At 38.2% G+C, this 13,357-nt stretch carries 13 protein-coding genes and 2 rRNA genes (1 of these 15 cut by a window edge); 10 read left to right on the forward strand and 5 right to left on the reverse strand.

Annotated elements, in window-relative coordinates:
* The 9 genes from ACO05G_RS02175 to ACO05G_RS02215 form a co-directional block, all read left to right on the forward strand.
* Positions 1-2,209 (forward strand): 23S ribosomal RNA (locus ACO05G_RS02175) (it extends 655 nt beyond the left edge of the window).
* Positions 2,210-2,302: 93 nt separating this feature from the next.
* A 5S ribosomal RNA gene (gene rrf / locus ACO05G_RS02180) occupies positions 2,303-2,414 on the forward strand.
* 218 nt (positions 2,415-2,632) lie between these two features.
* A complete protein-coding gene (locus ACO05G_RS02185) occupies positions 2,633-4,492 on the forward strand; it encodes a BatA domain-containing protein (RefSeq protein WP_421764478.1) in 1,860 nt (619 codons plus the stop codon).
* Entirely contained in the window at positions 4,489-5,739 is a 1,251-nt protein-coding gene (locus ACO05G_RS02190; protein ID WP_421764479.1) for a dihydroorotase, read from the forward strand. The genes ACO05G_RS02185 and ACO05G_RS02190 overlap by 4 nt, the downstream gene beginning before the upstream one ends.
* Before the next feature lie 2 nt (positions 5,740-5,741).
* Positions 5,742-6,251, forward strand: coding sequence for a DUF4199 domain-containing protein (locus tag ACO05G_RS02195; protein ID WP_348281243.1), 510 nt, complete (start codon positions 5,742-5,744; stop codon positions 6,249-6,251).
* Positions 6,252-6,254: 3 nt separating this feature from the next.
* The gene (locus tag ACO05G_RS02200) at positions 6,255-6,776 is read left to right on the forward strand and encodes a DUF4199 domain-containing protein (protein WP_421764480.1); all 522 of its coding nucleotides are present in this window, start codon (positions 6,255-6,257) and stop codon (positions 6,774-6,776) included.
* Complete coding sequence (locus tag ACO05G_RS02205) at positions 6,769-7,728, forward strand: glycosyltransferase family 2 protein (RefSeq protein ID WP_421764481.1); 960 nt, start codon at positions 6,769-6,771, stop codon at positions 7,726-7,728. The genes ACO05G_RS02200 and ACO05G_RS02205 overlap by 8 nt, the downstream gene beginning before the upstream one ends.
* Before the next feature lie 14 nt (positions 7,729-7,742).
* The gene (locus tag ACO05G_RS02210) at positions 7,743-8,708 is read left to right on the forward strand and encodes a glycosyltransferase (protein WP_421764482.1); all 966 of its coding nucleotides are present in this window, start codon (positions 7,743-7,745) and stop codon (positions 8,706-8,708) included.
* A 9-nt stretch (positions 8,709-8,717) separates the two neighbouring features.
* Entirely contained in the window at positions 8,718-9,125 is a 408-nt protein-coding gene (locus ACO05G_RS02215; RefSeq protein WP_348281247.1) for a DUF2721 domain-containing protein, read from the forward strand.
* A gap of 28 nt (positions 9,126-9,153) precedes the next feature.
* On the opposite strand, the gene ACO05G_RS02220 is transcribed toward ACO05G_RS02215, so the two are convergent.
* A complete protein-coding gene (locus tag ACO05G_RS02220; protein WP_421764483.1) occupies positions 9,154-9,486 on the reverse strand; it encodes a MotA/TolQ/ExbB proton channel family protein in 333 nt (110 codons plus the stop codon).
* Between the two features lie 133 nt (positions 9,487-9,619).
* Between ACO05G_RS02220 and ACO05G_RS02225 the strand changes: the two genes are divergently transcribed.
* On the forward strand, positions 9,620-10,369 hold the full coding sequence (locus ACO05G_RS02225) for a LytR/AlgR family response regulator transcription factor (RefSeq protein WP_421764484.1): 750 nt from the start codon (positions 9,620-9,622) through the stop codon (positions 10,367-10,369).
* Here ACO05G_RS02225 and ACO05G_RS02230 read toward each other — a convergent pair whose 3' ends face one another.
* From ACO05G_RS02230 to ACO05G_RS02245, 4 genes are read right to left on the reverse strand one after another with little or no spacing between them, the layout of a single operon-like run.
* The gene (locus ACO05G_RS02230) at positions 10,370-11,230 is read right to left on the reverse strand and encodes a hypothetical protein (RefSeq protein WP_421764485.1); all 861 of its coding nucleotides are present in this window, start codon (positions 11,228-11,230) and stop codon (positions 10,370-10,372) included.
* Positions 11,227-12,168, reverse strand: a complete 942-nt coding sequence (locus tag ACO05G_RS02235) for a carbon-nitrogen hydrolase family protein (protein ID WP_421764486.1) — start codon at positions 12,166-12,168, stop codon at positions 11,227-11,229. Before ACO05G_RS02235 ends, ACO05G_RS02230 begins: the two co-directional genes overlap by 4 nt.
* Positions 12,169-12,182: 14 nt before the next feature.
* Positions 12,183-12,587, reverse strand: a complete 405-nt coding sequence (locus ACO05G_RS02240; RefSeq protein WP_421764487.1) for an OsmC family protein — start codon at positions 12,585-12,587, stop codon at positions 12,183-12,185.
* Positions 12,588-12,606: 19 nt separating this feature from the next.
* Positions 12,607-13,326 carry a hypothetical protein gene (locus ACO05G_RS02245; protein WP_421764488.1) on the reverse strand — a complete coding sequence of 240 codons (720 nt, stop codon included), beginning with the start codon at positions 13,324-13,326 and terminating at the stop codon, positions 12,607-12,609.
* Between the last annotated feature and the right edge of the window lie 31 nt (positions 13,327-13,357).

Here is a 13,357-nt window from a genome sequence, read left to right on the forward strand (position 1 = left end):
AAGCGAGTCTTAACAGGGCGATCAGTCAGCAGTACTAGACGCGAAACTTTGTGATCTACCCATGACCAGGGTGAAGTGTAGGTAACACTACATGGAGGCCCGAACCAGTTGACGTTGAAAAGTCTTTGGATGAGTTGTGGGTAGGGGTGAAAGGCCAATCAAACTGAGAGATAGCTCGTACTCCCCGAAATGCTTTTAGGAGCAGCGTGGAAGTTAGTTTATCAGAGGTAGAGCTACCGATTGGACTAGGGGGAGTCAAATCCTACCAAATCCAGACGAACTCCGAATGCTGATAAATATATTCCGCAGTGAGGGCTTGGGTGCTAAGGTCCGAGTCCGAGAGGGAAAGAACCCAGACCTACAGCTAAGGTCCCTAAATTTGTACTAAGTTGAACTAAGGAGGTTCAGCTGCTTAGACAGCCAGGATGTTGGCTTGGAAGCAGCCATTCATTTAAAGAGTGCGTAACAGCTCACTGGTCGAGCGGCAGAGCATCGATAATAATCGGGCATCAAGTACAATACCGAAGCTTAGGATCATTTATGATGGTAGGGGAGCATTCTCTAAACAATGAAGGTGTGACGTGAGTCATGCTGGAGACTAGAGAAGAGCAAATGTAGGCATAAGTAACGATAATGCGGGCGAGAAACCCGCACACCGATAGACTAAGGATTCCCCGGCAATGCTAATCAGCCGGGGGTTAGTCGGGACCTAAGGCGAACCCGAAAGGGGTAGTCGATGGACAACTGGTTAATATTCCAGTACCACCTTTATTTTCGATGGGGTGACGGAGTAGTGAAAGCACCGCGTACTGACGGAATAGTACGTTGAAGGGTGTAGGTATAAGAACTGTAGGTAAATCCGCAGATCTTGCTGAACCTGATAGTACCACAAATCTTCGGATGCGTGGATAGTGTGCCTAAGCAGACTTCCAAGAAAAACCTCTAAGGTTAGGATAAAGGTGCCCGTACCGTAAACCGACACAGGTAGTCAAGGAGAGAATCCTGAGGTGCTCGAGTGATTCATGGTTAAGGAACTAGGCAAAATAGCCCTGTAACTTCGGGAGAAGGGGCTCCTACTTCGGTAGGACGCAGTGAAAAGACCCAGGCGACTGTTTATCAAAAACACATGGCTGTGCGAACTTGAAAGAGGATGTATACGGCCTGACACCTGCCCGGTGCTGGAAGGTTAAGGGGGGATGTTATCTTCGGAGAAGCATTGAACTGAAGCCCCAGTAAACGGCGGCCGTAACTATAACGGTCCTAAGGTAGCGAAATTCCTTGTCGGGTAAGTTCCGACCTGCACGAATGGTGCAACGATCTGGGTACTGTCTCAACCATGAGCTCGGTGAAATTGTAGTTCCGGTGAAGATGCCGGATACCCGCAACGGGACGGAAAGACCCCGTGAACCTTTACTATAGCTTCACATTGGTATTGGGTAAATGATGTGTAGGATAGCTGGGAGACTCTGAAGCTGTGTCGTCAGGCATGGTGGAGTCATTGGTGAAATACCAGCCTTTATTTATCTGATGCCTAACCCCGAAAGGGAGACAGTGTGTGGTGGGTAGTTTGACTGGGGTGGTCGCCTCCAAAAGAGTAACGGAGGCTTTCAAAGGTACCCTCAGCACGCTTGGTAACCGTGCGCAGAGTGCAATAGCATAAGGGTGCTTGACTGTGAGGCCTACAAGCCGAGCAGGTAGGAAACTAGGATATAGTGATCCGGCGGTTCTGTATGGAAGGGCCGTCGCTCAAAGGATAAAAGGTACTCCGGGGATAACAGGCTGATCTCCCCCAAGAGCTCATATCGACGGGGAGGTTTGGCACCTCGATGTCGGCTCGTCACATCCTGGGGCTGGAGAAGGTCCCAAGGGTTGGGCTGTTCGCCCATTAAAGTGGCACGCGAGCTGGGTTCAGAACGTCGTGAGACAGTTCGGTCCCTATCTGTTGTGGGCGTAAGAAATTTGAGTAGATCTGACTTTAGTACGAGAGGACCGAGTTGGACTAACCGCTGGTGTACCAGTTGTTCCGCCAGGAGCACTGCTGGGTAGCTACGTTGGGAAGGGATAAGCACTGAAAGCATCTAAGTGCGAAACCCACTACAAGATGAGATTTCTTTTAAGGGATGTTCTAGATTAGGACGTAGATAGGCTACAGGTGTAAAGGCAGTAATGTCAAAGCTGAGTAGTACTAATTACCCGTAAACTTTTTTGAAGCGTTTCGATAAACTCGCGTTTTTCATGTGAATCTTTCATTTTTAATGTCAAGACATTAAGTCCTGTCCTGAATAAGGATATAGGCAAATTTTATGGTGATTATAGCGACGGAGTCCACCTCTTCCCATTCCGAACAGAGAAGTTAAGCCCGTCAGCGCTGATGGTACTGCCGTAACAGGTGGGAGAGTAAGTCGTTGCCAGTTTATTTACAATTAGGATACTGATTATCAGTATCCTTTTTTTTTGATTATACATTATTAGCTAATAATTCACGGTATTATTCTCCGAAATTGCTAAAATATTAAAAGGGGATATTGGTTGATCAATATCCCCTTTTTCATTTGTATATTTCAGTTTGAACATAATTGCTTTTGGGAACTTGTGTTGTTAAAAATCGTTAGTCCTTCCTTAAATACTTGCTGTGAACATTTTTTGGTTATTCTCGCTTTTTATACTTGTTCCTTTTCTTATTCATTTATTTGATTTTAGAAAGGCTAAGAAGTTTTACTTCTCTTCTATAAAATATATTTCTAGCCTTAGCACAAAGTCGAAAAACCAATCTCGACTTAAATATTTCTTAATCCTGACAAATAGAGTACTTTTATTTGTAACGATTATTGCGAGCATTCTCACTTTTACTACACGAGATTCGAATACTAATCATCCTTTAGCAATTTATTATGACAATTCATTTAGTAGTGAAATTGGAGATGGCGTTGAAATTGTTAAAAGAATTCTCACCGAAGTCGCTCAAAAAGGATCAAATGGCTATTTCTTTAGTAACAATGAACGGGTAGCTTTATCTGATGAGTTTATTTTAGATTTATTGCACATCGGTACTACGGCTAATTCGATGAATTTATCCAACCTTGAGCGAGGTGATATAACTGCTAAAGAATATTTCATCATATCAGACCTTCAGCAATTAGATATTGATCAAGCACTTAGCCTAGTTGCAGATACTGCCAACACGTTCAATTTTTATCTGTTAGATTATTTAAATTCTTCTTCTAACGTGAGTGTGGATAGTTTACTGATAAGCCCTAATCCAAGTGATTTATCACGACTTTCTATCAGTATCCGTTTTAGTGTATTCAACATGGAATCCGGAAGTATAGTAGTTAAGCTGTTTCAAGGGAACAGGCAACTTAGCTCATTGGCAAAAAATGTTTCAGATTTGGATGAAGTTAATTTCGATATTCCTATCGATGGTTTCGGTAATTATCAAGTAGTTTTTGAAGGTGATGAGGTTGCCTATGATAACATATTTCATTTCACGGTTGGAGAACGAAAGAAGCCTAATATTGTAATTTTCAATACTAATGAGGATAAAGATTATATAGGTACCGCTTATAAGAATGATGAACTCTTCGATATGCATTTGCAAAGTCTCAATAGTGTTGACTATGAGCTTTTGAAAGATGCAGACTTAATTGTTTTTAATGGTTTGGAGAAATTGCCTACTTCTTTGATGAAGCAATTTCCTGAAACTAATTATTTAATATTTCCATCAATCAATTCTAATTCAGAAAACTATCAAGAATTTTTGAAGTTGAGATTGATATTGATTGAGGGAGAAAAATATGAGATCGCATTAGAGGAGCAGAACCCATTGCTTAGAGGCATTTTCAATGCAAAGATTGGAAAGGGATTGATGCCTTCCTTGCCGCAGGTCTTTACTGTCAAAGGTAGTTTTGAACCTATCATTCGATTTAGAAATGGCAATCCTTTTTTGCTCAAGACAAACAATAAGTTTTTTTTCAATAGTGCACTCATAGAAGAAAACACATTTCAGTCAAATGCTTTATTTCTTCCTTTGCTTTACCAGATCGCATTCTCATCAAGCCATGGCTTTGAAAATTCTTACTTCTTTCCCAGCGACAGGGTAAGTCTTGAGCTGAAGTACTCGGAAAGTCCAATAAAAATTGCAAATGATAATTCTGAGCTGATTCCAGAATTCAATATAAATTCAGAAGAAATAATTATTGAGATACCAGCGAATATAGAACCAGGTATCTATCAGTTGCTGCAGGGTGATAGTATTTTGAACGATATTGCTATCAATGTTCCTAAGTCGGAATCCATTATGCACTCACCTACTATTGATGAATTGAATTCAATCTTTGCTGATTATAGGAATGTTCAAATACATAGTGTTAATTCGGATATTAATGAATTTCTGCTGTCATCAAGTACTGAGGTTAGCTTATGGAAATATGCATTAATTTTGGTGCTGATGTTTATTTTTTCAGAAACTATGCTCCATAGATATCTCAAATGAGCTTATTGCTAAAGAACGTATTGGTTTTAGATGCGAATTCTCCATCTCACAATAAAAAAGCCAATATCCTTATTGAAAAAGGAATTATTTCCTCACTTAATGCAAAAAGTGGCTCCAAAGAGCTTGACTTCAGCAATCTGACTATTACTCCGGGCTGGTTCGATCTCAATTCGAATTTTAATGATCCAGGTAATGAGCACAAAGAAGATGTTGAGAGCGGATCTCATGCAGCTAGCGCGGGAGGATTTACAGATGTGTGTATAATTCCTGATACTAGCCCTCCAATAGAGTCAAAAGCTGACGTAAATTATCTTAAACGTAAAGCAATAGATGCTGTTGACTTGCATGTAATTGCGTCAGTTAGCGAGGGAAATAAGGGAGAAAATCTGACTGAAATATTAGATTTATATCATGCTGGCGCTAGTGCATTTTCATCAGGAGATCAGCCAATTTGGAATTCTGAACTTTTAATGAAAGCCTTACAGTACACCGAGTCAATAGGCACTCCTATTCTTCAAAATTCAAGAGATATTAATATTAGCGCAAATTCTCATATGCATGAGGGCCTGGTAAGTACGGGCTTGGGATTAAGAGCAGAACCTTCTATTTCTGAAGAACTATCTATTCAAAGAGATATTGAGATATTAAGATACACCGGAGGGTCTATTCATTTCTCAAAGATTTCTAGTGGGAAGAGTGTAAAAATGATAAGGGAAGCAAAGAAACAGGGACTTCATGTTACTTGTGATGTTGGAATCTTTAACCTGATTTTCACAGATAATTCAATTGGTGTTTTTGATACTAATTTCAAGAATTTACCCCCTTATAGAACTGAGCAAGACAGGAAAGCACTTATCAAGGGAGTGATTGATGGGACAATTGATGCAATTTGCTCTAATCATAGGCCACAAGATTCAGAAAGTAAGCAATTGGAATTTGATCTTGCGGATCCTGGGAGTATTGCGTTACAAACCTTTTATTCCAGCTTATTGAAAATTAAGGACCAAGTACCATTTGAGCTTTTAATTGAAAAGGTGGTGAATGGGCCTAGAAAGGTTTTAAACATTGATCCAATTAGCATTGATAAAGGACAAAACGCAAAATTGACAATCCTAGACCCTACTAAGAAATGGATTTTTAATTCTGTAACTAACCAATCAAAATCAAGAAATTCTCCTTTTTGGGAAAAGGAACTTGAAGGGTATGTTCATGGAACCATCAATAAAGGAAAACTCGTAATCCATTAAATGTGATAAAGCACTCATTAAAATATTCCATTCTTTGCGGAATATTCCTTGTAGGATTATTCTTTATTTCCATCAATTTTGGAAGTAATCCATTATTGGACAGCAAGCATTTTTGGTTTGATTTAGGTGTATACTTCTTATTTATATTCTTCGCCGGTAAAGAGTTTAAAGATTTTAGAAATGATGGTATCCTTCATTTTTGGCAAGGCATAAGTATCGGTTTTATTGTTTTCTTGCCTGCAATAATCATTTTTGAAGTTGCGCTCTATATGACTATGGAAATGAATTCAGATATGCTTAAGGCGTATCAAAAAGGTGCTGAAGCACTTATTAAGAGCAATGAAGCTTTTTATTTGGAGGAACTTGGAGAGGAGGCATTAAATGAACGGTATAAGGCGATTTTAGAAATAACACCCGCTCAGCTCGTTCAAATGACCTTTCGGAATAAACTCTTCTCGGCTTTTTTGATTACGCCTGTAGTTGCCATAATTTTAAGAAAAAAACCTAAATAGCTTATGAACAATCACGCGATCAAATCTGGAATTATAGTAGGTGTAATTGGAATTGTATTAACACTATTTCTTTACATAGTTAATGCTGCTCTACTTGCTTCCATGTGGATGCTTTTATTTTTTGTTGTCTTTATTTTTCTGGTATGTTATTTCGGCATTCAGCATAGAAACTCCATCGGTGGCTACATTTCGTTTGGGAAAGCATGGGCCTATTCGATGCAAGTGTTTATAGCAGCTGGATTATTAGCAACAGTGTTTAATATTCTGCTTTATAACGTTATTGATCCTGAATTACCTGAATTATTAGCTGATCAGTCCGTTGAAAATGCAGAGTCTATGATGAGAAATTTTGGTATGCCTGAAGATCAAATGGATGAAGCTCTTGAAAAAACAAGGACTGACACGTTAGATCGATTTACTGTCACAGGTTCTCTTGTTGGATTTTTGTGGGGATTGATTATTTATGCAATATTGTCTTTAATAACAGGAGCAATAATTAAAAAGAAAGAGCCAGAACTTGAATAAAGATTTATCGATAGTAATCCCGGTATACAATGAGGAAGAATCCATTCCAGAGCTTTTGGAATGGATTTTTCGTGTTGTAGACAAGCATGGTCTTGTAGCTGAAGTGTTGATGATAGATGATGGAAGTCGTGACAGGTCCTGGTCTATAATCTCTGAATGGGCTAAAAAGGAGTCTCGGTTGATCGGGGTGAAGTTTAATAGGAATTATGGAAAATCTGCGGCCATTCAAACAGGGTTTGATGAAGCGAATGGAGGGGTGATTATCACAATGGATGCTGATATGCAAGACAGTCCGGATGAAATTCCGGAATTGGTCAAAATGATCGAGGAATACGACCTTGATATTGTATCAGGATGGAAAAAGAAAAGACATGATCCCCTCAGCAAGACGATACCTTCGAAGTTTTTTAACTGGGTAACAAGAAAGGTTTCAGGAATAGCTTTGCATGATTTTAATTGTGGTTTAAAGGCATATTCCAGGGATGTTGTTAAGCATATTCATGTATATGGTGAGATGCATCGATATATTCCATTGATTGCCAAGTGGAATGGCTATGATAAGATTAGTGAAAAGGTTGTGGAGCATCGTGCTAGAAAGTATGGCAATACTAAATATGGAATGAAGCGCTTTATCACGGGGTTTCTAGATTTGATATCCGTAACCTTTGTCTCAAGATTCAAGAAAAACCCAATGCACTTCTTCGGAGTTTTTGGTAGTCTATCTTTCATTGGTGGATTCTTTATTACGCTTTGGGTCATAGGAGAGAAGCTTTATAGGCAATACCACCAACTTGATAGACGAGATGTTGTTGATCAACCTTTATTTTTTCTAGCGCTAGTGGCTTTGATTGTTGGGATGCAGTTATTTTTAGCAGGTTTTATTGCCGAAATGATGATCCAACTAAATCAAAAGAAGGGAGATTATCTCATTTCGGAGAAAACAACTGATTAGATTGGGGATCCACCATGGTCAAATACTCGATAATAATTCCAGTCTACAATAGACCAGATGAAGTTGATGAATTACTGAGAAGTCTAGTTAAGCAAACTTTCACAGATTTCGAGGTTTTGGTTATTGAAGACGGATCAAATAATAGGTGTGATTCTGTTGTTGATAATTACAAATCTAAACTTAACATATCATATTATTTTAAAGAAAACTCTGGACAAGGGTTCACAAGAAATTATGGTTTTGAAAGAGCTTACGGAGAGTGGTTAATTGTTTTTGATTCAGATTGCTTAATCCCGGGTGACTACCTGGCTATTGTCGATGATTATATAAAAAGACACAAAATTGATGCATTTGGAGGGCCTGATCGTGCTCATGAAACTTTTACATCCGTACAAAAAGCTATTTCTTATTCAATGACTTCTCTTTTTACGACCGGAGGAATAAGGGGTGATAAAAACCATATTGGAGTTTTTCATCCGAGAAGTTTTAATATGGGCATACATAAAAGCGTCTTTGAGAAAACAGGTGGATATATCTTGCCTAGAAAGGGTGAAGATTTAGAGTTTAGTATTCGGATTATTGAAAATGGATTTAAAACTGCCTTAATCGAAGACGCGTTCGTTTATCATAAACGAAGAACAAACTTCAGTCAATTTTTCAAGCAGTTACATTTTTTTGGGACAGCAAGAATAAATGTATTCAGGCATTTTAAAAGTGAACTCAAGCTGTTTCATTTCTTTCCTAGTATATTTTTGTTAGGTATTGCCACTGGGTTGTTTCTAGCCATTTTATTTCCAATATTGGGAGGAATAATTCTTGGCTTTTATACTTTGTATTTTCTACTGATATTAATCGACGCAGGTATTAAAACTAAAAGTATTCGGATCGCTGTTTTATCGGTCATTGCTTCTTATATTCTGCTGACTGCCTATGGAATGGGATTTTTAAAAGAAGCACTTTTATACATTAGAAAAGGATAACCAAAATCCATGCAAATTACACTGACAACACCCGCCTTACTATTTCCAGCAATATCTCTTTTGCTTCTTGCTTACACCAATCGATTTTTGGCAATAGCAACATTGATTCGACAGTTACATAAAAGCTACCTGGCAAATCCTAAAAGCGTATTGGAAGGTCAGTTAAAGAATCTTAGACAAAGACTATTACTTATCCGCGCCATGCAATTATTTGGTGTGATAAGCCTATTGCTTTGTGTGCTTGCCATGTTTTTCATTTATCTACAAGTCGGAGGGTGGGGTAGTGTTATTTTTGGGATTTCTCTAGTCCTTCTTATTATCTCCCTAATCATTTCGGTCAGGGAAATTCAGCTATCTACAAAAGCATTGGATATTGAACTTAGTGATATGGAATTGGGGAGTAAGCTTAAATTTTAATAGCCGGATTACTCCGGCTATTATTTCATTATTTCCGAGCTCTAACTATCATGCTAAGGATGATTGCTATGATGTAGATAATTACTCCATAAATGGTTGTAATCATTGAAACTTTGAGTCCGCCAGCCAGCATTGCAGGAGAAACTGAACCAATTTGCTGGATTGCTTCAAATGCAGAAAAAAGACCAATTAATTGCCCTAGAATTCCAGTAATGACCGCTAAGAGTCCTACAGATTTAATACTGCTGCTTTTTTTGTTTTTGTTTAAAAATCCCTTTACCCCGAAATAGATTACTAAGCTAAGCTCTATGGTAAGTATGCTCATGAAAAGCATCCCACCCATTTGAAATAATTCGATCATGATATTTTGTTTTTGTTTAACATGCAGCAAAGCAACTTTGATAAGGTTGATTTAGAAAGGTCATATCCATGCTTAAACCTGTAGTTTATCTACTTTTCTATTTGATTTAAGCAAAATAGCTGAATTTGGACTTATGAATTTGAAAAGACCATTTGTATTCTGGATAGTCATATGGATCCTACTGACCATCTTTTTAAGCACTTCATTAGGTAGTTTAATGATCTCTTTTTTCTTCGTGACCTTCCTGATGCCGGTAATAGTTTCTACATCTCTATTTTTTAATAGATATCTATTGCCGAGGTACCTAATGAAGGGCGATAAGCTCAAATTCGGATTGTATTTATTCTATATGCTTGTGGTCTCCATTTACCTGGAGTTGCTGGTTATGATCCTTGCATTTGTAATATTGGCAGATTATCAGGTCGAAAATCTGGGTAAGATCGCCGGAGATATTTATTTGCTGACAGTTATCCTTTACTTGATTGTATTAATAGAAGGCTTGATTTTATCTGTGTACAATCTTCGTGAGAGTGCAAAACGCATCTCTTTAGTGGAGCAAGAACTGTTGAGGGAAAAGGAACAAGAATTAATGATTCGTGTAGACAGACAAAATGTACTAATAAGATTGGATGAGATTCAGTTTATTGAAAGTCTTTCCGATTATGTTCGAATATACACGGATAGTGAGGCTTTCGTTACAAAAGAGAAAATCAGCAGTTTTGAAGATCGGCTACCATCTTCCTTTATACGAATCCACCGTTCTTTCATCGTAAACAGGCCAAAGATTAATTCATTCAATAAGGAACAAGTTCGAATTGCAGAAACTACAATCCCAATCGGTAGAAAGTATAAAAAAACTGTTGAGCAAGCTTTTACGGCTTAGCTACTTCCTGTAGAATTTGAGACCATTGAATGAGAAGGAATTTAACGTATGAAAAGAGAATACCTCTAGGCCATCTAGTTGAAGGCTAAGTTGGGTGTTTCTATCCAGATCAAAGAACATGGTCTCAGTTCCATTTGAGTTGATTTTCAATAAATAGAACTGCTCTCTTTCGTTGTTAAATCCAAAATATTGAATATGGTCCGCTGCATTTTTGATTTTGTAAACACCCTGTATCTTTTCTGTAATAGTCATTGGTTCTCCGTTTACAGAAATGAAGTTTCCTTGAAGGCATGAAAATATTGTTGCTATATCACGGCTATCTCCAAAAGGATAAATTTGAGTACTAGATATAATTGCTTCTTGGAATTTCTCTTTTACGATTTCTGCATAATTAGAGATACTATCCTCTAATACTCTTGGGAAGGATAGGTATAAAAAGGAGGTACTGCTTGCCCGTTTCCCATTGATGGTTTTATGAATTAAGTTTTGAAATCCGAAAGTTCTTAATTCAAGCATTTTACCTTTCACGATCCTTCCCTTCGTTTTTTTTACATCTGAGATTTTAAGGCTTTCGGGGTTAATATTCTGAATTTGAAAGGTTCTAATTGTATAAGTTTTATTCCTAATGTTGGCTGTGTTGGGATTTTTAGAAGCAATGTGTTTTAGGGTAACTTCTTTATTTTCATTAACATAGAATGTATTGGTCCACCACTTCTCCCCCACATCATCATAGTAGATATAATTGAGCTTGGTATCTAGCCAATCAATTGCGGATTTAAACCTTACTTCGTCATCTTCAAGGTTTTGAGATTTTACGGGTAAGAAGGTAATAGAGGTTATTAAAATAACTAGTAACCTCATCTCAAGACTGATTGTCGTTCTTTATTAACGTTGAGGCTTAACACATCAGGTCTGGAATAGTGTCCCGATGGATCAAAATTTTGTCTTTCTTCTCTTACTTTTTGGTGATCTATTTCCGTAATAATAAGTTCTTCCCTGTCCACAATCGGCTCAATAAGCCAGGTGCCATCCGGAGCTGCCACACATGATCCTCCATTAGCCAGCGAATTGTTAGTTTCTTTCCGCATTTCTTCAGCATAAGGAAAATCATCCGGGATATCAGTACTTCTGAAAAGCCCAGAAACACCTACAACATAAGAACGGGATTCTTGAGCAATAACCGGAATTAATTTCTCTGTGTTTCTCCTGTTTCCGGGCCAAATGGAAACGTGCAGGTCTTCACCCTGTGCATACATAGCTGCTCTGGCTAGGGGCATCCAGTTTTCCCAACAGTTTAAACCACCTACAGTGAAAGGAGGTAGCTTATGTGTTGTTAAACCATTGCCATCTCCTGGACTCCAGGAGAGTCTCTCTTCGTATGTTGGCATTAATTTTCGATGTACTGATTTTATTTCGCCAGTCTTATTAATGTAAATCATCGAGCAATAAAGGCTATGACCCCCGCGATCCATTGGTCGTTCTACTGTGCCTAGATAAATAGCGATTTCTCTTTCTTTCGCTAAATCACATAGATCATTCAAATGGCCTTCCTCGATGCAAACCGATTGGTTCATGTAATGTGCATGAATTTCTTTTTGGATTTTCGAGTCAAATGAAGAACCATTCATTTTATCTAACCAGAATGGATACCCCGGAAGAAGTGCTTCGCCGAAAATCACCAAATCCGTATCTTGATTAGCAGCATCATTTATGTAATCACCTATTTTTTTAATGGTCAATTCTCTATTTAACCAAATTGGTGCTATTTGTGCCAAACCAATTTTCAAAATATTTTCCATAATGATTGAATATGCTAGTCTCGCACTATCTCAAAAGAATGTGTTTGTTCCGCGCTTAATGAGCCGGCAACCGAGCAATATTTGGTTGTCGCCAGGTCTACAATTCTTTCCGCCTCTTCCTCTGTTAAGTCCGGGGAAAAGATGATGTACTTTAAATGTATTCTAGTAAAACCCCTTGGGTGCTCGTCTCGTCTCTCACCACTGATTTCTGCTTTTAAATTCCTGAAAGTTTTTCTTCTCTTTTTGACCATAGATACTATTTCAACTGCAGCGCAAGCTCCAACTGCAGACAATAATAGCTCGGTTGGTGATTGATGCTTTTTTTGGTCTGCAGGACGCATATCTACCTCAGCATTGTTACCATTTTCATTGGTTGAGGTAAACTCTTCATCTCCTTTATATTTTAGATCTATTTTCATCTAAGTCTTTTTTTGGTTGTTAGTCTATTTTCCAGGCTAGTGTATCATGATGTTCAGCAATCAGCGAACGCAGGTAGCTTCCAATAAAGTTCACACCTTCGAAACCTGCTTCTTTTGCCGCCTGATCCTCTTTCTCAAACGGAACCTCCGGGCCTGCGAAATCATGTAGATCTTCATAAAATCCTATGGTAAAATTATCCCAACTTGGTCCGAATATGCGAGTGAAAATAAAATTTGGACGATGGTCAATCCCTGCATAAAAATGGTTTTCCGCTAAGCGTTGATCTAATAACTCAGTTTGCTTACCGGCGATTGCAGTGAATATTTCAATATGAAACAGGTCATATTTTTTGAATGCTGCAATAAAGTCATTTACTGGTGGACCATTAACTATTGCTTCTTCTTGAAAGGAGACGATATCAAAAAAGGGATCGCCATAGTTTTTTTCAAATGTTTTAGAATCAGCTCTTTGGTCTCTCTCCTCTTCCGAAAAATAGTCAGCTAAAGACTCTATCGGGTGGATGACCATTAAATCCCAATGATCACCCTGGCTGTGACGTAAAAGGTAAGGTTTATGTTCCAGGTAAGATTCATAATTAGCTATGTCTTCATTTAATTGATCAATTAGATTTAATAGTTCTCCTGGCTTGGCCCTAATTAAGGAAACCTTATATAATTGGTCTTGGCCTGAAGCTGTAAGTGAAATTATAATGGTAATTAAACCTAAGATTTTTTTCATGGTGTTGTGATTTTGAAACCAATACGAATCT

This window comes from Ekhidna sp., from assembly GCF_965227465.1.
GTDB lineage: Bacteria > Bacteroidota > Bacteroidia > Cytophagales > Cyclobacteriaceae > Ekhidna.